This is a genomic window from Cellvibrio mixtus subsp. mixtus J3-8 (assembly GCF_000766945.1).
Lineage (GTDB): Bacteria > Pseudomonadota > Gammaproteobacteria > Pseudomonadales > Cellvibrionaceae > Cellvibrio > Cellvibrio mixtus_A.
The window spans coordinates 292,134-313,274 of the sequence record NZ_KN266208.1 but is presented as its reverse complement, the minus strand read 5'-3'; the positions used below and the strand labels follow the sequence as shown (position 1 = coordinate 313,274).

The window sequence follows — 21,141 nt, the reverse complement described above, 5'->3', positions numbered from 1 at the left end:
TTAAGGTTGCAGTTTGGTTGCCAGAGCCGCGCGTACCAGCTGCTCGCGCTCTTCTTTGGATAGTTGAGTTAAGTCGGCATTTTTGAGTTTTGCCAAGGATTCGGCACTTTTTTTCTGGTTTTGCTGAATGCGCAATTTTTCCATTGCGCTCGCAAATGCAGCCTGGGTGTCGTAATCCGCTTTGGCGGGTTTGTCCGGGCGCGGTTGGGTTAGCGCATTAGCCGCTTGCAGCAAGTCATGTCCGGCAACGGCGGCCAACCTTTCCGTATCTTCTGGTCCATAAATTCCACGCCAATAACCAATGAGATGCGATAAGTTGTAGTGTGGTCGTTCGTGCAGTACTTTCAGCAGCCGGCCAAGCATCTGGCAATCCAGGTCGTCGGTTATGGCAATCCAATCATCGTGATTGGGCTCAAGGCTGGCCAATGAGGTGTGTGTCAGTAGTAATGCCAGCGCTTTTCGGGCTGGTGGCATCAAGTATTTTCCTGCTGTGCGTGGCTGTAGTTCTGGTTGGTATCGGCTCTGTGCCCGTCTTCGCGTGGCAGGTTCGTCGTAGTATTCACGATAATCCGGTGGTGGTAGCTCGGCCGGGAAGTCCCCATAATCGGCCGGATGCATCCCGGTGTCGTACGGGTTTTGGGGCGCGCTTTGCGCCTGATCCCACCAGTTATCAGCTTGCCTTGGCATTGTCACCTGCGGAATCTTTTCTTCTTCCGGCGTTTGGGGTTGCGTTGGTTGGGCTGGGGGTTCTTTGGTTTGCTGCTCTAAAACCAACTCCTGCAGGACAGTGCGATTCAGGCCGGTTCGTGTCGCCAGGCTCTCGAACATTAGCTCGCGAAATACACCTTTGGGCAGGCGGTCCAGGAGTGGTGCTGCACGTTTGCTAAAAGTGGCGCGGCCTTCCATGGTGCGGATGTTCAGGCCATCAGCAACTGCGTCAAATAGATAATCTTCAAAAGGTACAGCCAGTTCGATCATCCGTTCGAACTTCTCCGGTCCAATTTGGCGCACCAGTGTATCCGGGTCCTCATTTTCCGGCAGGAACAGGAATTTCACTGTGCGGCCATCGGTCATGCATTCAATGGAAGCTTCCAGTGCGCGATGGGCCGCGCTGCGACCAGCTTTATCTCCATCAAAACAAAAGACAACTTCGTTCGTGTATTTGAAGGCGCGATCCAGGTGATCCGGTCCGCAGGCGGTGCCTAGCGTTGCGACGCCGTAGCAAATGCCAAATTGCGCCAGGCTAACTACATCCATATAGCCTTCCACTACCAATAGGCGCGGTAGTTCGCGGTAGGCAAGGCGGGCCTCATAAAGTCCGTAGAGTTCCTGCCCTTTGTGGAAAACCGGTGTTTCCGGTGAGTTGAGGTATTTAGGCTTGTCATCCCCCAGCACGCGACCGCCAAATCCGATTACGCGCCCGCGCGTATCGCGAATGGGAAACATAATACGATGGCGGAAGCGATCATAGAGCTTCTTTTCCTGCTCCTGATGGATGAGCATGCCGCCTTCGATTAGCAGGTGTTTGTCGTCATCATTTTGTGCGAGGGATTTGAGTAAATTGTCCCAGCCGGGTGGCGCAAAGCCGACGCCGTAAGCTTTGGCGGTTTTGCCGTCGAGCCCGCGGTTTTTCAGGTAGTTCACCGCAAGGTGCTTGCTGGTGTGATGGCGCAATTGTTGTTGATAAAACTGATCTGCTTTTTCCAGCAAAGTGTAAATGCTGCGTTTTTCTTCTTCCCGTTTTTGTTGGGCTTCGGTTTGTACTTCACGCGGCACTTCCAGGCCGGCTAAACGGGCAAGTGACTCGGTGGCTTCGGGGAAGCTGAGCCGCTCATAATCCATGATAAAACCCAGTGCGTTCCCGCTCGCACCACAGCCGAAACAATAGAAAAATTGCTTCTCCGGGCTAACGGTGAAGGAGGGGGTTTTTTCGTCGTGGAAAGGGCAGCAGGCGCTGTAGTTTTTGCCGGTTTTTTTGAGTTTTACACGGCTGTCGACCACATCGACTATGTCGAGGCGGTCAAGCAGGTCGTCAATAAAACTCTGGGGGATTAATCCGGCCATGAAATAGTCGCTTGAAAGTGATTGCCAGGAGCTAGCACCAAGCTATTAATAATAGGCGACTAATTGCTCAATTTGGCTTTAAGCAGCTTACTCACATCGCTCATATCGGCGCGGCCTTGCACTTGTGGCTTGATCAAACCCATGGCTTTGCCCATATCGCGCGCTTCGGTAACGCCTGCATCGGCAATCGCTTTAACGACAATTGCATCAAGCTCGGCAGCGGTCAGGGCCGCAGGCAAATAAGCCTGGATTTCGCGGATTTCATAAGCTTCCTGCTCGGCAAGCTCAGGGCGATTGGCGTTGCGGTATTGAGTCTCCGAGTCGCGGCGCTGCTTGACCATTTTGTCGAGCACAGCAAGTACACGGGCGTCATCCAATTCGATGCGCTCATCAACTTCGATTTTCTTGAATTCAGACATCACAAGACGCAAAACCGCGACGCGCTCTTTTTCTTTAGCGCGCATCGCGGTTTTCAAGGCATCATTTATGCGGTCTTTTAGCGTTGCTTCACTCATGATCCACCGTTATGCAGTAAACAATATTCAGTAATCAGTGATCTAAAAACGCACGGCTTGTTAATGTAAAGATGCAAACACAACTAACAAGCAGAACCGGTAAGCACTGGCTGGCTGCAACTATCCCCGCAGGGTTTGCAGCTGGCAATTAGTACAGACGGGTAAATTTTTTGGATTCGCGTTGTACCTTTTTAGCATGACGCTTAACTGCAGCAGCAGCATCACGCTTACGAATGGTGGTTGGCTTCTCATAGCATTCGCGGGCGCGAACGTCAGCCAAAATACCGGCTTTTTCACAGGCGCGCTTGAAGCGACGCAAAGCTACATCAAATGGTTCGTTTTCTTTAATTTTTACTGAAGGCATGCTGTTACCTTTTAAATAGAGTGCTTGGAAATGATGTCTTGTGGATAGCCGCCGGCATAAAACGCGGTCAGGTATCCGAGGGGTGCGGATTCTATACGCTTATTCCCCCCATCGCAACCTTGGGCCTTCTTATATGAAGGGAGTTTTGCTGGGTTTTCAGTGATCATCGGATTATCATAGCCGCCTTTTTGGGCGTCTTTGTGCGCTAGTCAATGATTGCTTGGGGTTGGTTATGCGAGTGTTGGGGCTGGAAACATCCTGTGATGAAACCGGTGTGGCCGTCTATGATAGCGAGCGCGGCCTGTTGGCTCATGTGCTTTATACCCAAATCGCACTGCATGCCGAGTACGGTGGTGTGGTGCCTGAACTGGCCTCGCGTGACCACGTGCGTAAGCTGCTTCCACTTATTAATGAGGTGATGGAAAAAAGCGATACCGGCCCTGCCGATATCGATGCAATCGCATACACCTCCGGGCCCGGTTTGGTGGGGGCTCTTATGGTTGGCGCTTCATTTGGTCGCTCTCTCGCCTATGCCTGGAAAGTTCCGGCTATTGGTGTTCATCACATGGAGGGACATTTACTCGCCCCCATGCTGGAAGCAAATCCCCCTGAGTTTCCCTTTGTAGCGCTTTTGGTTTCCGGTGGGCATACCCAGCTTGTTAAGGTTAATTCATTAGGTGATTACGAGTTGCTGGGGGAGTCAATTGATGATGCTGCCGGCGAAGCTTTCGATAAGGCCGCCAAAATGCTCGACCTGGATTACCCGGGCGGCCCGCAAGTAGCCAGGCTCGCCGAACGCGGTGTAGATGGGCGGTTCAAATTTCCGCGGCCAATGGTAGATCGTCCCGGCCTGGATTTCAGTTTTAGCGGGCTAAAAACTGCAACGCTCACTGCCGTAAACGCAAATAAACAAGCGAATGGTTTGCCTGATGACCAAACCTGTGCCGACATTGCGAATGCGTTTCAGGCAGCAGTGGTTGATACTCTGGTGATTAAATGCAAGCGCGCGCTTGAGCAAACAGGCATGAAAACACTGGTCATTGCCGGTGGCGTTTCTGCCAACAAAAAATTGCGTGCAGATCTCGACAGCGAGCTCGCCAAAATCGGTGCAAAAGTATTTTACGCGCGCCATGAATTTTGTACTGACAACGGTGCAATGATTGCTTATGCCGGTTGCCAGCGGTTACTTGCCGGGCAGCACGAAACACTGGCGATTAATATCAAGGCCCGTTGGCCACTGGATTCGCTTTCATCCCTTTAATTACGATTTTATTTTTTAGCAGACGCTGATTATGGATATTGTTTACATCCGCGATTTACGCATTGATACCATCATCGGTATTTACGATTGGGAGCGCGAAGTGCGCCAGACGGTGAGCATTGATCTGGAAATGGCCAGTGATATTCGCAGGGCCGCCGAGACCGATGACATTCAGTATGCGCTGAATTACAAAGCCGTTTCCAAGCGTTTAATTGCGTATGTGGAAAATCGCAACGCACTTTTAGTGGAAACATTAGCAGAAGAGATTGCGCAGGTTATTCGTGCGGAATTTAATGTGCCCTGGTTGCGTTTGCGATTGAGTAAACCTGGTGCAATACGTGGTGCACGCGATGTCGGGTTGATTATTGAACGCGGCGCACGGCCAGAAGGCCTGCCGTTATGACAAGGATCTATTTAAGCCTTGGGAGTAATGTTGATCGCCACAAGCATATTCTTGCTGCATTGGATGCACTGCATGAATTGTTGGGTGTATTGAATATTTCCTCTGTTTATGAAAGCAAATCAGTTGGATTTGACGGCAGCAATTTTTTTAATCTGGTAGTTGGTGCGGAGACAGATTTATCCATTACAGAATTGTCGGAAAACTTGAAACGTATTGAAGATAATAATGGACGTAAGCGCAATGGACCGAAATTCAGCCCGCGCACATTGGATATTGATATTCTGACTTACGGTGATTTTGTTGGTATTGAAAATGGTATTGAACTGCCGCGCGCTGAAATCACCAAAAACGCATTTGTACTTTTACCTCTTGCTGAAATAGCCCCGTCTATTCCGCATCCGCAATTACAAAAAACCTATCGACAATTATGGGCTGATTATGATCAGGCTTCACAGAAGTTGTGGGCGATTGATTTTAAATGGCAAGAAAATATTATTTCTGTGGCGAGTTAGTTTTTTGTGTGAGCCAATACGTCTCTATCATGCTATAGCCCTTGGGGTCATATTTCGCTAAACCTTGTTTATCAAAGGGATGGTAGGTTCCTCCAACAAAAAATATAGCTGAAAGATCTGCAAAATATTCATATTCGTTAGTGGTTGCGTAGGCAGGATTAAGGTTTCTTCCTGCGTAGTCCTTTACTGACTGGTAAAGTCCGTTATTTCGTGAATTTAACCAAGTGTCTATGATGGGCTGGTACTGGTATGTCCATTCCAAAAAGTGCCAGGCATGCGCTAATTCGTGCACAATAAGGTGATTGGTTACAATTTCATTGTGATATAAAAAACTGTCTGCGCTGTAAATGACCACGGCATTATTCCAGTGATTGTCATGTAATGAGTATTGTTCTATTTTGTGATGGATATAGCGCGCTCCGCCACCTTCACCACCTAATCGATGTTTTGGGCCGCGCATAATATAGAAACTTACGGTTTTTAGTTTTGCGTGTGTTGCATAGGGAAACCTGGTGAAAACCAGGTCCAGGATTTTGGCCAGGCGCGCAACTGCTTTATCGTAAACTTTTATATCTTGCTGGTTTTCCGGGCGCTCAATAAAGATCGGCCAATGACTGCTGCTGCGGTCATAAAGTCTTTCCGGGTAGCGATAGTTAACACGGGTTTGCCTGGGGATATTTAAGGGTACTTCCGTCACTTGCTGTTTGCTGCATTTGCGTGGGTCATCGGTAAAGATGGTTTTCCCATCCGCAGCTTTGCAACTGAGAACGGCAGCGAAGATGGAATGGCAAAAAAAGAGGAAGAAACATCCTGGTAGGTAGATCGATATCCTTGGCATAGAAGTTCTTTGTGTATGTTGGTGATCAAGTCGGTAAGGAGTGGATTTTAGCTAAAGCCATTTTTTATAAGCAACAATTCCAAACCCTGCTGCAATTACGAGCATTGCACCCAACGTATAAAAATAACCGTAGGTCGCATGCAGTTCGGGCATGTTATCAAAATTCATCCCGTAAATACCGGCAATAAACGTGAGCGGGACGAAAATTGCGGTGATTACTGTCAGCACTTTCATGGTGTTGTTTAACTGGTGTGAGGTGATGGAAAGGTAACCGTTAATCAAATCGCCGCAGATTTCATAATACATTGCCGTCAAGCCGTGCAGGCGTTCGCAGCGCTCGAATAAATCCTGCAGTGCATGTTCAATATCGCCGTCTTCGTCAATCAAACGCTGGGGGATGTCTTTTAATAAATTGGTAACGAGTTTTTCGTGATAACTGAATATTCGCCGTAATTTTCGCAGGCGTGATTGATAGGCGATAAGTTCTCGCATCACTTCATCATTGGGTTTTTCTTGCATGGAATCTTCAAGTTCATTTAGTGATGGTTCAAATGCAAGAATCGCTTCGAGGTAACGGCCAATTGAAAAGCGCATGATGCGCGAAGCAAGCAGGCCGGGGCTTACCAATAAGTTTTCTTTGTAAGCATTTTCCCAGTAATAACTGATGCCCATGGAGTTGCGTGGATGGCAACTGATCAGGCAGCGATCACCGGAGAACAATGCAATCGTCATCTGCTGGATGGTGAGATCTTTATTAAACTCGGTAATACCGCGATACAAAATTAATGTGTAATCGTCAAACGTTTCTGTTTTAGGTGGATGGCGAAAACGCTGCACATCCTCAACAGCTAATGGATGGCAGCCCATTGAGAGTAAAAATTGTTTTTCTATTGCGGGTTCTTCACCCAATAAATCGATCCAGATGTAACCACTACCTTCATTACGCCAACGTTCAATTAATTCTGTGCTGCCGTGTATGTGTTCGCCATGGGCAGTGAGAAGCTGGGTTCTAATCATTGTTATTTCACAAATCCTGATTAATTAAATAGTGAGAGTGCGGCCGCCATCCACGACAATAATTTGTCCGGTAATGTACGGAGCATCTTTCGCTAAAAATAAAATAGTACGTGCTATGTCCTGTACTTGTCCACGTTGCAGTAATGGAATTTGTGCAAGCATTTTTTCTTTATTTTCGTCGGAAAGTTGTTCTTCGGTTTTTTTATAATAATCTTCCGGCCAGAGAATAGCGCCTGGCGCTATACCATTGACTCGCACGCGCGGGGCAAGTTCCTGGGCGAGGGTTTTGGTCAGCATTTCATTGCCGGCTTTTGCAATTGAATAAATGCTGTGTTTTTTTAACGGGCGTTGCGCATAAATATCGGCGATATTAATAATGCACCCATGGCTTTGTATGAGTGCTGGTGCCAGCGCCTGCGTTAAAAAGAACGGTGCTTTCAGGTTGGAATTAATCAGGTTGTCCCAGTCAGAATTTGTTGCTTCACCTATAGGTGTAGGATAAAAGCTGGATGCGTTATTAACCAGCACATCCATCCGTTGCCATTGTGTTGTGCTCTGCTGCGCAAGATTTATTATTTGAGTGTGATCATTAAGGTCTGCAGGTAATCCGACGGCAGAATTTTCGCGTTCGCCATTGAGTTCTTCAACCAGTTCTTGTGCCGCCGCCGCGGACTGGTTGTAATGAATAATTACATTGAAGCCAACAGTATGAAGTTGCCGTGCAATCTCGGCGCCTATGCGTTTAGCTGCGCCGGTAACCAATGCGACTTTGGTTTGGTTATTCATGGTGGTCTCGGGCATGGCTTACTCCTGCAAAAAGTGATTGCTATTCCTGCGCGTAAAATTCCTGCTTTAATTGCGTAACTTTGTCTAATCGTAGCCGGGCAATTGCATCGCCGAATGCTTGTCCGGTTAAACCTTGCGCGCGCAATGGGGCTAAATCAATTTGCTGGGCGGCACTCAGGGCGCGACGAAAAAAATCGGCTTGCGGGTAATCGCGATCTTCAAAGCCGGTGCGACCACGGGCATCGGCCTCACAGCAAACCAGAAATTGATGAAAGCGTTCCGGGCGACGAAATGCATCGTTAGATTGTAGAACTTTTAACACCGTTGAAGGTTTTAATTCCATGGCCCTATGGCAATGGGTATGCCATTGCGCCACCATCAGTGCCAGTTCTTTGTAATCGCGTGGTGCAGCGATGCGCTCACACAATTGTTTTACCAGGGGCAGGCTGCGTTCTTCATGGGCAATATGGCGCGGCCATTCCTCTTTCGGTGTGGTGCCTTTGCCCAAATCATGCACCAGAGTTGCAAAGCGAATACAGGTATTGATTGTTAATTTGACTGCTTGTTGCAGGCTCATCAAGGTATGGATACCGGTATCAACTTCCGGATGATGAAGCGCTGTTTGCGGTACACCGAAAAGCGCATTAATTTCCGGAAAAATTTTTTCCAGAGCATGGCAGTCGCGCAATACCTGAATGAAAATTTCGGGATTGGGCTCTGCCAAAGCGCGCTCGGTTTCTTTCCATATACGCTCTGCGACCAAGTGGTCGACTTCATCGTTACTTACCATGGTTTGCATAAGCGCAATTGTTTCACCGGCAACGCGAAAACCGTAATGATGGTAGCGCGCGGCAAAACGGGCAATACGCAATATGCGTACTGGATCTTCTGCAAATGCGGGCGATACATGGCGAAGTATTTTTTGTTGTAAGTCGGCCTGTCCTTTATACGGATCGATAATATTGCCATGTTCATCTTCGGCCATGGCATTAATCGTCAGGTCGCGGCGAATCAGGTCCTCTTCCAATGTTACTTCTGTACCGCAATAAAAACTGAACCCTGCATAGCCATGGCCCGTTTTGCGTTCAGTGCGGGCCAACGCATATTCTTCTTTGGTTTGCGGGTGTAGAAACACCGGGAAATCCTTGCCCACAGGGGTAAAACCTTGCACTTGCAATTGTTCTGGCGTCGCCCCTACGACAACCCAATCCTGTTCCGTGACCGGGCGACCTAATAATTTATCGCGGACAGCGCCGCCTACCAGATAAGTTTTCATAACGCATGCTTAATAGAAAAGTTGCCGCGGAGTATAGGTGAATCGCACTGATAAAAAAATCCACAAAATGACTTGTGGCTGAATGGAAATTAAATTACTCTCGTTCAACTTAATAAATTCATCTAACGATAGACACAAAATATTATGTATTCCATGAGTTCCCTAAAACATCGCGTAGCACTACGACCAATTTTTTGGCTTGTGGTCATTGCGCGTGTTTTGGCGGAATTTGTTGATTGATGTTTTAATCGTTTTAAACAAAGGCCGCAGCATAAAAACTGCGGCCTTTGTGTTTTCGGGTTTCAGTTTTTTCTAATCGAATAGTGCTGCGGTAATTTCCATTTCCTCCTCAGGGAATATAAGGAGTTTTGCCGTGGCTGTATTGCTTGCCTATTTTTCCGTGGTGCTGATTTGGGCCACTACCCCCCTCGCTATTCAATGGAGTAGCGATAGCTTGAGTTTTATGGCTGCTGCAGTTACACGTATGTTAATTGCATTGGCAATAGCGTTGTCTTTTTTTGCCATTGTGCGGCAATCGTTCGCGGTTTTTTGGCAGCATCGATTAATTTATTTTGCAGCGTCAATTGGTATTTTTCCGAATATGCCCGTGGTCTATTGGGCTGCGCAATTTATTCCTTCAGGCCTGGTTGCAGTAATTTTTGCATTATTGCCTTTTGTAACCGGCGTGATGACCTTGTTGCTGTTAAAGAAAAATCCATTTTCACTTAAAAAAGTGTTGGCATTGCTGCTGGCATTAACAGGATTAGTCATAATTTTTTTCCATCAATTGCATTTTGATTTTCGCTCGGTATATGGGATCTCCGGCATTTTGTTATCGTGTGTGCTGTTTAGTTTTAGCAGTGTGTGGGTTAAAAAATTGACTGAGCAGCACGCGTTGAGCGTGGATGCGTTTCACCAGGCAACCGGCTCTCTTTTGTTTGCGTTGCCGGGGTTATTACTGAGTTGGTGGGTAATGGATGGTGAAATTCCACAAGCCATATCAATAAAATCTGCTGGTTCAGTTGTGTATTTGGCGATAGTTGGATCACTGATTGGCTCCGCATTATTTTTTTATATTTTGCAGCGCCTTTCCGCCAGCGCAGTATCGTTGATTACCTTGATGACGCCGGTGCTGGCAATTTTGATAGGGAAAAACCTCGCGGATGAAGAACTGTCTTCTCACACACTTTTTGGTGTGGCATTGGTGTTGGTTGCATTGCTGTTTTACTCCTCCTGGTCTTTTGCTGGTATTGCGAGTTGGTGCTCACAAAAGTTGCTTTCTGGTTTGCAATCGCACGCCATTGATGATGATAAAAACGCTGAATCAGCGATTCAGGAAGCACGAGACGACATGATTCGTTACAAATGAATTGTTTTGGTGCGCGCCAGACTGGCGCGCATGGTTTTCATGCACCAAGCTTGTGCCTGAGCTAGTTTTGTTTAGGGTATGCAATCTTGTATTCAATGTGCAACATCATGATTTTCATCATAAAAATAAAATTGGCTTAGTCCCTGCAATAGTCCGCTCAAGCTAGTGTGAATTATCAATAGCTGCCTCAAAACAAATTAGCAAAGACCATTAATAGAGGACAAAACTCATGAAGATGAAACAAAAATTTATCGCTGGTGCTATCGCTCTTTCGGCATTTGCAGGTTTTGCAGTTCCTGCAGCACATGCTGAAGTAGCAGCATCAGTTGCTGTCGCTAACATGTACTACTGGAGAGGTTTGGATCTCGGTAATGGTGACCCTGCGTTGATTGCGGATGTTGCGGTTAAGTCCAATGGTTTCTACGGTGGCCTGTGGGCATCTTCCGGTGATGCCGGCCTTGGAACTGAATATGACTTCTACGCTGGTTACGGTTTCTCGGCGGGCCCATTGTCGGTTGACCTGAACTACACCACTTATATGTATCCATCTGCTACTTCAACTACCTACGGTGTTGGTGATGACGGCGAAGTCGTTAAAAGTGTAGAGAGAGCTCCGCTGGGTTTTGACGATGTATCTGACGTAGCCATTACTCTGGGCCTGAAGCCTTCTGACGATGTAACTTTGACCTTGATGCACCGTGTAGGTGTGGGTGATGTGTTGGCGGATGATGATTACACCTACACCACTTTCTCGGCAGCGTTTGGCAAGTTCAGCGCACTGGTGGGTACTCACAGTGATGACAGCGGTGCATACGATGGTTTGACTCACCTTGATTTGAGTTACGCCTACACCAGCAATCTGACTTTCACACTGGGTAAAGTAATTGATCAAGGCGAAGCTGACCACAATGACGAATTGAAGTTTATTGTTAAGTTGTCTTTGCCATTGGGCGAATAAGTTTTAGTAGAGAGTCCAGGGATGGTTCTGATAAGAGCGGGCAATGCCCGCTTTTATTTTACTCATAATTTTAAAAATATTAATTATATGATTTAATAAAAGATTCTTTCCAAGCCCTTATGCTCGCGCCCGAACTCTGGTTCAATGCGCGCGAAATGGCTTCACTCTTTATAAGGAATCTTCATGTCCCGCTCACCTATCCTTGTGACTGGCGGTGCCGGTTTTATCGGCAGCCATGTCTGTATCGAATTGATTAATAGCGGTTATTTGCCGGTAGTGGTGGATAACCTCATTAACAGCAAGCCTGAATCCCTCAAGCGTGTGGCCCGGATTACCGGTGTGGAACCGGTCTTTTATGAGGCGGATATCAACGATAAAGAAGCCCTGCGCCAGGTTTTTAAAGCCTACAACATCGAGGCGGTAATGCATTTTGCCGGCCTGAAAGCGGTAGGGGAGTCCAACCAGATTCCGATGAAATACTACCGTTACAACGTGGCAGGAACTTTGTCGCTCACGGAAGTGATGGAGGAATTTAAGGTGTGGAAGCTGATTTTCAGTTCATCCGCGACGGTTTATGGGGATCCGGTTGCGGTGCCTATTGACGAAACCTTTGCTACTTCTGCGACTAATCCTTATGGTCGTAGCAAGCTTATCGTGGAAGAAATCCTGCGCGATATCGCCAAAGCGCCGGGCAGCCAGTGGAATTTCTCGTTATTGCGCTACTTCAACCCGGTGGGTGCGCATGAAAGCGGGCTGATTGGTGAAGATCCTGCCGGTATCCCGAACAACTTGCTGCCCTACGTCTCACAAGTTGCGATTGGTAAATTGAAAGAGCTGGGCGTGTTTGGTGATGATTACGACACCATTGACGGCACTGGTGTGCGTGATTACATCCATGTTGTGGATCTGGCCAAGGGGCATGTGGCGGCATTGCGCGGCCTGGAAAAATCCGGCATTGGGTGCCGTGCATACAATCTGGGCACTGGCTCAGGGTTGTCGGTGTTGCAAATCATTAAGGCTTTTGAAGCGGCGAGTGGCCGTCGGGTACCTTATAAAATTTTGCCGCGCCGCCCTGGTGATATCGCCGCGTGTTATGCCGATGCGACCAAAGCGAAAAACGAGTTGGGCTGGACTGCGGAATTAGGGCTTGAACGCATGATGCAGGATGCATGGCGTTGGCAGTCGCAAAATCCCAATGGTTACGATGCCTGATAACGATTGGCCTTTTGGTATTCCCTCGGAAAACAGCCGCCGTGAGCAATCCGGCGGCTGTTTTCATTTATGGGCTGTTAAAAAAGAATCGCTGTAACGAGTTTCATCGAGCGGCAGGAAAATGATGTAACAGATTTGTTCCGCACATGATTTGTGATGCTTATGGCAAAAAAGCTTCTCACTTTTTACCGATTCAAGTGAGATGCCCCAGCTTTACGCAGTTTTTCAAAAGTGAGAAGAGAAAAATCCGCACCTGATGGAAGCTTACTCGTGTGTTAGTTCGCAAACACAAAATAACCCTAATAACTGTAAGAAAAGTAAGTAAGTCTAACGTGCCCTTTTTGTAACTGAATATTGATAACTCAGTAGAAGGCGGCGCTCAACCATCAGCCAAGAGTTCTCTTCATCGTTACACGCGATTTCATAACCATAACAAGCTGGCCATATGCATGAGTTTTCTGTGCGCAACATCGGCGGCGATTACGTGTATCCGAAGGGAAATTTAGTGGAGACAACACTATGCAATCCATCAACCCGTTGCCCAGGTTCTGGGGCCGGATTTTGTTCCTGCTCGGCAGTTTTTTGTTTAGTCACAACCTTTTTGCACAAACCAACCTTGCGTTAAATAAAACGGCCACTGTCAGCACTGCAATTACCCCGGCTGCCAATGCAGTAGATGGTAATGTTGGCACGCGCTGGGAATCTGCCCATGGCAATGGGCCCTCATGGCTCAGCGTGGATTTGGGCGCGAGCTATAGCCTCTCGTCAGTTGTTATTGATTGGGAAGCGGCCAACGCCGCGAATTACGATGTCCAGGGCTCAACGAATGGCACTACCTGGGTAAATCTCGCCGCGCGCACCGGGGGTGCTTTCGGGACGCGCACCGATACCGTCCCGGTGGCCGGAACTTATCGCTACGTACGCATCAATGCGACCCAGCGCAGCGCGGGTAACAATTGGGGTTATTCCATTTGGGAGCTGAAGGTTTACGGCGCCGTCGCTGCCAGTAGTGCTTCCAGTACGGCGACTAATACCAACCTTGCACAAGGCGCGGTGGCGGTCGCCAGTAGCCAGTTACAACCCGCTGGCCTGGCAATTGATAGCAATGCCGGTACGCGCTGGGAGTCTACCCACGCCGTGGACCCGGCGTGGATTAGCCTGGATTTCGGTTCGGCAAAAAATCTGGGCTCAGTGGTGATCGATTGGGAAGCGGCAAACGCGGCTAACTATGAGGTGCAGGGCTCCAATAACAACAGCACCTGGACAACCCTGGCGACACGTACTGGCGGTACCTTTGGCGCGCGCACGGATACCGTTGCTGTGAGCGGTTCTTATCGTTACCTGCGTGTTTATGGCACAGCGCGCAGTGCTGGCAATCAATGGGGCTATTCAATTATCGAATTGAAAGTATTTGGTTCCGGCGGCGTGGCGAGCAGCAGTGTAGTCAGCAGCTCAGCGATTAGCAGCAGTGTGGTATCCAGCAGTGCACCGGCTGTGCCTTCATCAAGCCGTTCGTCTTCGTCGGTTACCGGTACTAATAGCAGCGTCAGTATTCCGGTGAATGTGACTTACCAACCCTTGTATCCAAACCAGTCCACGCCGGAAATTTCACGCAACTGGCGTATTGAAGCCGATGGCACCATCGTGACCTTTGGTAGCGGCCGCGCCCGTGCACGCCATGAAGCGGAAGATATTTTTTACACATTCCCATCGTTCTACCACGAACATCGCACGTTCAAATTTGAAGTGCACGATCACACACCCAAAGGCGAGTCGCGCGTGGAAATATTCTATGAGCCTGAATACGCCAACTTTAACGATATCGGTTGCCGCAAAAGTTTGTTTAACCCCTACCGTTCCTACTTTGGCGATAACGGTGGCTTTACCCGTATCCGCAACGCGGATCCGGCAACCGGTAAAGGCGAATTGTGGCGCTGTATCGGTACGCGTTTTGTGCCGGGTGAGCGCGAGGGCCAAACCACTTTACGCACGGGCGAATTCTACGATTTTGAATTCCAGCAATGGCTCGGTTTTACCGATACCGATCCACGTGTGAGTGCGCAACGCGTGTATTACACCGATACCTTCCGCATCAAATTGGGAACGCCCGGTTTGTATATCGTGAACAACGATGAATTGAATGCGAAGCTCGCGTCTGGTGGTACAGCAACGGCAGCGCCCGTGCGTGCGTTTAAAGGTGTTGCACAAGCGGATGTCATTAGCACGTCGGGGGTATTGGCAGATTCCGGTGCACCCGGTTATCAATCGATCCGTTCACCGCAAGCGATTGCCAAGGGTTATCAAAAACCGTCGTACTTGTTGGCTAACTCGGGCAATAACGCCACAGTGACATATCGCGAAGGCAACCAGACATTTACCGATCCAGTGATTGAATATGCACCGACGGCAGCGAGTCCATTTATTGTTGATCGCCACACGCATTTGTGGACGGCATTTTTCCGCGAGGCATTAAATATTCGTTGGGAAACCCACAATCAATTTTTAAATGGACGCCGCATTTTCCACACCGATTTTGTAACCGGAAAACACTTTGAAGCGGGCAACCCTGACTTCACTGAATTGGCAAATTTGTCTACTGGTTTAACGATCAATAGTTCGTGCGTGGGTTGCCACGTGAATAATGGCCGCGGCCAGGCGCCGGTTGCCGGTCAATTGCCGAATAGCATGGCAGTGAAAGTCAGTTCGGGCGCAACCGATGCCAATGGCAATGCATTGCCACACAATTATTTCGGCAAAGTGTTGCATCCGCAATCGCGCAATGGCGGTGTGCCGGCAGAAGCAATTACCAATTTAACTTACACGACGGTCGCGGGAACCTTTAACGATGGCACGGCCTATCAATTACAAGCACCGAATTATTCTGTGCAAGTGCTCGATAATGCCGGTGGTGCCGTCAATAATTTCTCGCCGCGCATGGCGCAAACCATTGTTGGCCTCGGTTTACTGGAAGCGGTTCCTGAATCTGTCCTGCTGCAACGTCATGATCCAAATGATAGCAACGGCGACGGAATTTCCGGCCGTGCAAATCAGGTAACGGATTTGAAAACCGGTGAACAACGTATTGGCCGTTTCGGTTGGAAAGCGAGCATCGCAACACTCGAACAATTCACCGCCGATGCATTGCATGAAGACATTGGGGTAAGCACCAGCATTCTGCAAGGCCCGGCATGTGGTGCGAACCAAACTGCATGCCGCAATGCGGGACCAAACGGCATTGAGTTAAGTGATGCGCGCGTGAATTTGTTAACCGTTTATATGCAAGCACTCGGTGCACCGGCGCGTCGCCCTGAAACGGTTAATAATGCGGATGTCATTCGCGGTGAGCAAGTGTTTGGCAATTTGGGGTGTGCCGGTTGTCATACGCCAACACTGACTACCGATTATGGTCATCCACTTGCAGAGTTGCGTGGACAAACCATCAAGCCATACACCGATTTGTTGCTGCACGATCTGGGTGAAGGTTTGGCGGATCGCTTGACCAATAACGCAACATTGAATCGTGAATGGCGTACACCGGCATTGTGGGGCTTGGGATTGGAACCCGCAGTGAATGGTCACAGCCGTTTATTACACGATGGTCGCGCACGCAATATCAATGAAGCGATTTTGTGGCACGGCGGTGAAGCAGCGGCAAGCCAATCGGCTTATCGCGCAGCGACTGCAGCACAGCGTAATGATTTAATTAAGTTCCTTGAATCGCTGTAAGTTTTCGGCGTTGTAGTTGGTAAAAACAAAAACTCCCATCAGGTGCCTGATGGGAGTTTTTTATTGTCTTAACGCATAACTTTCAAGATGGATTCCGGTGTTTCCTCCGTGACCGTATGCAGCATGGATGCTGCATCCGAGCCTACATGGATGTATTTACGGCGTGTCACGGAGGGAACACCGGAATTCATCTGTGGCACTGAATCGCAGTGCAAAAAAATCAAACCAAATCCTTCTCCGTAGCAAACGACAACGCAAACGATTTTGGTCCCACATTAATCGCGCCGGTCATGCTCATCATCGACAGCATGGTTTTGATGTTGTGTTGTTTGCAGAATTCACGGAATTCCACCAGTACCGGTTCATCCTTGATTTCTTCCAGCAAACCGCCGTAGCTCATGGCGATCACATCGCTGCTCAAACCTTGTTTGATTTGTTTTTTAACGTGGGAAAATAATTTTTCCAACGCACCAAGGAACCCTTTCCCGGTATCAATCTTATCTGTCGCACCGCGATGTAATTGCACAATTGGGCGTAAATTTAACGCGCTGGCCAGCTTGAAATTAATCCACGAAATATTGTTGTCACCTTTACGCAAATGGCGGCGCTCGCGCATGTAAGACAGATCGTTAGGAATTAAATAACCGTAAACCTGGTCGCGCATATTATCGATTTCGCGAATGGATTTATTTAGCGGCATTTTGTCCACATTTACGCGTTTGACCAGTTCATAAACCAATAACGCGTGGCCGGTAAACATGGACATGGAATCGTACAGGCGAATACGGAACGGCGCGCGGCCTTCATTTTTTTCCATCTCGCGGAATTTGGGTTCGTTCACCAACGCCGCTTCGGACACGCGTTTGAATACATCACTTTTTTTACTGTTGATAGTAACGACTTGCACCAAATCGTATTTTGGCAATAAACGTTCTTTCAGAATGTTGGTCATGTCACTTACTGACAGCGGATCTGATTGCGCTAAACCATACACATCGCGTGAATGATTTTTGTAAAAGTTGAGCATGGTTTGCGGATCGCGGTAATCCAGCTCTTGTCCCTTGGCGTGATTGATATAAATGGGCAGCACTTCGATATTGTGTTGCTGGATAAATTTAGCGGGTAAATCACAGGTGGAATCTACGGCAATACACGTCCTGGATGACATTTTCTTTCTCCCCTGGTAAGGCATAGTTAGTTTAAAACCGCTATGCCATCCCTGGCGTATTGTCCTGGCCCTGTTGAACGGTGCTATTTGATGAAACCAGTATCCGGTTTTGTGTGGTAAAGCAGAAGTCGCATAAATCGCTGCGTTTTGTGAGGCGATGTAAGTTTCGTTGTGAGATATTGCTTACATGAATGCAGATTTTGGCGATAAATAGTTATAAGGCTTCGGGTAATTTGGTATGGGTTTAATCGGCATCCGGTGTCATTGGAAGGAAAATGCTGAAGCGCGCACCGCCAAGGTCCGAGGTAAGAATACGAATATCGCCTTCATAACTGCGCACAATTTCTGCGGCAACTGAAAGTCCGATGCCCTGGCCGGGTATGCTGGTGTCGAGTCGTTGGCCGCGTTCCAGAATGCGTTCCCGTTGATCTTCCGGCACACCGGGGCCATCGTCTTCAATATCAATACGCAAGCGATTATCTTCAACGGCGCTCGTCATCCGCACTTGTTGTTTGCCGTATTTAAACGCGTTCTCCAGCAGGTTACCGACCAGCTCCATCACATCCTGTTCATCGCCGGCAACGAGCGAATTGGGTGCAAGTTCCAGTTCCTGTTGCATGTGTTTATCGGCATACACTTTTTGCAGCGTCGCAAATAAACGTTGGGCGATTGGCTCAATACGCGTGCGGCGAAAGGTGCCTTTTTGCTGGCTGGACACTGCGCGCTGCAATTGATAAGTCACCACCTGGCTCATGCGCGCAACTTGCTCGCTAAGTTCGTTGTCCGGATTGGCGGACTGATTGATTTTACTTTGCAATACCGCCAACGGTGTTTTCAGGCTGTGGGCTAAATCTGCGAGGCTGTTGCGATAGCGCTGGCGCAGCGCTTGTTCGCGATCCAATACCTGGTTGAGGTTGTTAACAATGCGCTGCAATTCCTTGGGGTGTTCGCCTTCAATACCACTGGTATCACCGCTTTGCATCGCCTTGAGCGCGACAGCCAGTTTTCCCAATGGACGTAAACCCCAGCGCAGGATCAGGGTTTGGGCTATCAGGAGGAATATTCCGGCTGCGCCAAGCCAGCGCCACAGTTCGTTGCGATAGGCGCTGAGTTCAGCGTTATATTCATCGGCACTGTGGATGACGACAAAGTGAAACGGGGTAGGGTTGCCGTTGGTGTCCTCCCAATTTACGGTATAGCGCGCGATAAAGTGGGGTTTGTTGTCCAGCGTTTTTTCACTGAACAACATTCTGCCCGGGGTATCACTTTTTGCGAGGCTTTTGTAATTGGGCGGTGTGTTCAATGCGGCTGAATTGGAGTGCCAGACCGCCTTTGCATCGCCATTAAAAATGTAGCCGTAAAGGCCGGAATTGGGATGTTCAAAATCGGCTTCACTAAGGGTAACCGAGGTGACGCGCAAGCCGGTGATGCGATCATTTTTAGTTTCCGGTTCGGCCACGCTCATCAGCAAATTTAAGTGGCCGCGCAAGCGCGCACGTTCGGCCACTTCCAAACTGTTTTCAAACGCGCGATCAAGGAAAAAACCGGTCAATCCCAAAAACAATGGCAACAATAACGCTGATGCCAGGAGCAGCCGCGCCGCGATGGAGCCTAAACGCGATCCCACGCTTACTGCTTGTCCAGGTTAAAGCGGTAACCCAATCCGCGCTGGGTGGTAATCAGGTTAAGGGTGCCTTCCGGATCCAATTTTTTACGCAAACGTCCGACAAATACTTCAATCACGTTGCTATCGCGGTCGTAATCCTGCGCATACAGGTGTTCGGTCAATTCACTTTTGGAAATGTTTTTGCCCGCATGCATCGCGAGATAGGTGAGGGTGTTGTACTCAAAACTGGTGAGTTCAACTTCTGCTTCATCGCGGAAAACGCGCTTGGCGCTAGTGTCGATAGAAATCGGGCCGTAGCGCAACACAGATGATGCATGGCCGCTCGCTCGACGCAATAGTGCGTGGATTCGCGCGCGCAATTCTTCCGGGTGGAACGGTTTGGTCAGGTAGTCGTCGGCACCAGCTTCCAGGCCTTCCACTTTATCCTGCCAATTGCCGCGGGCGGTCAAAATCAGGATTGGATAATTGCGCGATTTTGCACGCAGTTGTTTGATCAGGCTGGAGCCATCCAATAGCGGTAAACCCAAATCGATAATGGCCAGATCATAATCGTATTCGGTGCCCAGGAATAAACCTTCGCGACCATCGGCCGCTGCGTCGCAGGCGTATTTTTCAGTAGCCATCAGGCTTTGGATTTGCTCGCGCAGCGGCTTTTCATCTTCAACAATCAGGATACGCATAGTCGGGGTCTGTCCGTGCAGGGTGAATAAAAACAACTAGTTATTGAGAATTTGACCGGTCTGGCCATCCACGCGCACAACGCGCATACGGCCTGAATTCAAAACCTTGACACCATAGATCACGCCAGTTTCAGTTTGTTGGCTATTAATGCTCATCACCTGGCCACCGGTAGCGCGGCGCACCAGGTCTGCGGCTTGTGCCGGTGTAATTTTAGGCGGTGCGGGTTCGCTGTTGATGTTGCCGCTGTCAATCATGCCATTGCCGGGGCTGCTCGACTGAAGGCCCATATCGCCATCCAGCAAATCCGGTTCGGCAATGGCGGGCAGGGTGGCCATCAATGCTAAAGCCAGCAAAGTGCTGGCTAACGGAGGAATGAATCGTGTGATAGGTGTGAACTTCATACTACTGGGTCCGGCAATACTTGTTACAACAAGATTTATGCCTTCACTATCGCCGCTGTTGTCCCAAAGGTCAATTTGACCTTCGGGTTTTTGGTTGCAGATGGGAATCTGTGGGCCACTATCTATGACGGATATGATCGCCAGGATGATGACGGGTTTCGGTGTGATAAACCCGCCCTCCGTACAAATAACTCACCTCATAGCCTACCAACTGGCGTTCATATTGGGTGCGATATTGGGTAGAGCAAACTTCTCGATCTTCGTAGCGGGTCACGGTGCGTCCGCCACCGGCAACATCGTTACCAATCGCCGCGCCGATCAAACCGCCCGCTGCGGTTGCATGGCCACTATGGCCGATCTCTTTGCCAATCGCCGCCCCAATCAAGCCGCCAACTACGGTGCCCTGGAATGAGTCGCCGCCCCGTTGACGTTCACGATAAGCCACGGTCTCTACCCGGCACGAATCGCGCGGCACATCTACGGCAACCTCACGGTAAATTGGGCGGGCTGATGTCACGGGTGCATAATAATCGCGCTCATAAACCACCACCCTTTCAGTATGGTGATGATGGTGGTGGTGACGTTTTTGGTGGCGATGATGATCGCGATCCGCGAACGCGTTGTTAGCCAGCAGCAGGCTGATGCTGGCCAAAGTGCTGATGAGTAACAGGCGTTTCATGATGGTTTCTCCCGTTTAAAACGGCATTTGCCGCATTGGTTAACGTGTCTCCAGACTAGCCCTCGCAAACTGAATTCAAACTGAAAGTGCCGGGTGTTTTATTGTGCGTCAGATCGCAATTGCGTTATTTGGCCCGAAATTGGATATACAGATGCAACCGCACTGAAATAAAGCCAGTAAATGCGCCAATTTGTAGTGCAACTCGGGTTATAATCGCGGCCATTTTTCCAAACTGCATTTTGGGCTTTCCCGCACAGGTCGTTTCATGTCTGCATCCAAATCCG

General features: G+C 48.9%; 19 protein-coding genes. 7 read left to right on the top strand and 12 right to left on the bottom strand.

The window, feature by feature from the left end; genetic code table 11:
* From dnaG to rpsU, 3 genes are all read right to left on the bottom strand, one after another.
* Window positions 1-2,064, bottom strand: coding sequence for a DNA primase (gene dnaG / locus A596_RS11905; protein WP_039914974.1), 2,064 nt, complete (start codon window positions 2,062-2,064; stop codon window positions 1-3).
* 59 nt (window positions 2,065-2,123) lie between these two features.
* The gene (locus A596_RS11900; RefSeq protein WP_039914964.1) at window positions 2,124-2,579 is read right to left on the bottom strand and encodes a GatB/YqeY domain-containing protein; all 456 of its coding nucleotides are present in this window, start codon (window positions 2,577-2,579) and stop codon (window positions 2,124-2,126) included.
* Window positions 2,580-2,727: 148 nt separating this feature from the next.
* A complete protein-coding gene (gene rpsU / locus A596_RS11895) occupies window positions 2,728-2,943 on the bottom strand; it encodes a 30S ribosomal protein S21 (protein ID WP_007644759.1) in 216 nt (71 codons plus the stop codon).
* A 232-nt stretch (window positions 2,944-3,175) separates the two neighbouring features.
* Here rpsU and tsaD point away from each other — a divergent pair, with 232 nt between their 5' ends.
* From tsaD to folK, 3 genes are read left to right on the top strand one after another with little or no spacing between them, the layout of a single operon-like run.
* Window positions 3,176-4,204 carry a tRNA (adenosine(37)-N6)-threonylcarbamoyltransferase complex transferase subunit TsaD gene (gene tsaD, locus A596_RS11890; protein ID WP_039914958.1) on the top strand — a complete coding sequence of 343 codons (1,029 nt, stop codon included), beginning with the start codon at window positions 3,176-3,178 and terminating at the stop codon, window positions 4,202-4,204.
* Between the two features lie 31 nt (window positions 4,205-4,235).
* On the top strand, window positions 4,236-4,607 hold the full coding sequence (gene folB, locus A596_RS11885; RefSeq protein ID WP_039914956.1) for a dihydroneopterin aldolase: 372 nt from the start codon (window positions 4,236-4,238) through the stop codon (window positions 4,605-4,607).
* Window positions 4,604-5,119 carry a 2-amino-4-hydroxy-6-hydroxymethyldihydropteridine diphosphokinase gene (gene folK / locus A596_RS11880; protein ID WP_039914955.1) on the top strand — a complete coding sequence of 172 codons (516 nt, stop codon included), beginning with the start codon at window positions 4,604-4,606 and terminating at the stop codon, window positions 5,117-5,119. The genes folB and folK overlap by 4 nt, the downstream gene beginning before the upstream one ends.
* Here the strand turns inward: folK and A596_RS11875 are convergent.
* The 4 genes from A596_RS11875 to A596_RS11860 form a co-directional block, all read right to left on the bottom strand.
* Window positions 5,100-5,816: a hypothetical protein gene (locus A596_RS11875; RefSeq protein ID WP_039914953.1), complete on the bottom strand. Its 717-nt coding sequence runs from the start codon at window positions 5,814-5,816 to the stop codon at window positions 5,100-5,102. The genes folK and A596_RS11875 overlap by 20 nt on opposite strands.
* Window positions 5,817-6,008: 192 nt before the next feature.
* Window positions 6,009-6,974, bottom strand: a complete 966-nt coding sequence (locus tag A596_RS11870) for a magnesium transporter CorA family protein (RefSeq protein ID WP_039914952.1) — start codon at window positions 6,972-6,974, stop codon at window positions 6,009-6,011.
* 24 nt (window positions 6,975-6,998) lie between these two features.
* Complete coding sequence (locus A596_RS11865) at window positions 6,999-7,775, bottom strand: pteridine reductase (protein WP_235425705.1); 777 nt, start codon at window positions 7,773-7,775, stop codon at window positions 6,999-7,001.
* 25 nt (window positions 7,776-7,800) lie between these two features.
* Window positions 7,801-9,036 carry a multifunctional CCA addition/repair protein gene (locus A596_RS11860; RefSeq protein ID WP_039914950.1) on the bottom strand — a complete coding sequence of 412 codons (1,236 nt, stop codon included), beginning with the start codon at window positions 9,034-9,036 and terminating at the stop codon, window positions 7,801-7,803.
* Between the two features lie 373 nt (window positions 9,037-9,409).
* On the opposite strand from A596_RS11860, the gene A596_RS11855 reads away from it, so the two are divergent.
* From A596_RS11855 to A596_RS22135, 4 genes are all read left to right on the top strand, one after another.
* Window positions 9,410-10,405, top strand: a complete 996-nt coding sequence (locus tag A596_RS11855; protein ID WP_039914949.1) for a DMT family transporter — start codon at window positions 9,410-9,412, stop codon at window positions 10,403-10,405.
* Between the two features lie 229 nt (window positions 10,406-10,634).
* Entirely contained in the window at window positions 10,635-11,363 is a 729-nt protein-coding gene (locus tag A596_RS11850) for a TorF family putative porin (RefSeq protein WP_039914947.1), read from the top strand.
* Window positions 11,364-11,546: 183 nt separating this feature from the next.
* Window positions 11,547-12,575, top strand: a complete 1,029-nt coding sequence (galE, locus tag A596_RS11845) for a UDP-glucose 4-epimerase GalE (protein WP_039914946.1) — start codon at window positions 11,547-11,549, stop codon at window positions 12,573-12,575.
* Between the two features lie 519 nt (window positions 12,576-13,094).
* On the top strand, window positions 13,095-16,301 hold the full coding sequence (locus A596_RS22135; RefSeq protein ID WP_052417457.1) for a di-heme oxidoredictase family protein: 3,207 nt from the start codon (window positions 13,095-13,097) through the stop codon (window positions 16,299-16,301).
* 220 nt (window positions 16,302-16,521) lie between these two features.
* Here A596_RS22135 and A596_RS11835 read toward each other — a convergent pair whose 3' ends face one another.
* The 5 genes from A596_RS11835 to A596_RS11815 form a co-directional block, all read right to left on the bottom strand.
* A complete protein-coding gene (locus A596_RS11835; RefSeq protein ID WP_039914944.1) occupies window positions 16,522-17,469 on the bottom strand; it encodes a DegV family protein in 948 nt (315 codons plus the stop codon).
* A gap of 244 nt (window positions 17,470-17,713) precedes the next feature.
* On the bottom strand, window positions 17,714-19,096 hold the full coding sequence (locus A596_RS11830; protein ID WP_039914943.1) for an ATP-binding protein: 1,383 nt from the start codon (window positions 19,094-19,096) through the stop codon (window positions 17,714-17,716).
* Window positions 19,097-19,098: 2 nt separating this feature from the next.
* Window positions 19,099-19,776 (bottom strand): response regulator transcription factor, encoded by a 678-nt coding sequence (locus A596_RS11825; RefSeq protein ID WP_039914941.1) that lies wholly within the window; start codon window positions 19,774-19,776, stop codon window positions 19,099-19,101.
* Between the two features lie 36 nt (window positions 19,777-19,812).
* Window positions 19,813-20,178 (bottom strand): PepSY domain-containing protein, encoded by a 366-nt coding sequence (locus tag A596_RS11820; protein ID WP_039914939.1) that lies wholly within the window; start codon window positions 20,176-20,178, stop codon window positions 19,813-19,815.
* A gap of 118 nt (window positions 20,179-20,296) precedes the next feature.
* A complete protein-coding gene (locus A596_RS11815; protein ID WP_039914938.1) occupies window positions 20,297-20,857 on the bottom strand; it encodes a glycine zipper 2TM domain-containing protein in 561 nt (186 codons plus the stop codon).
* Between the last annotated feature and the right edge of the window lie 284 nt (window positions 20,858-21,141).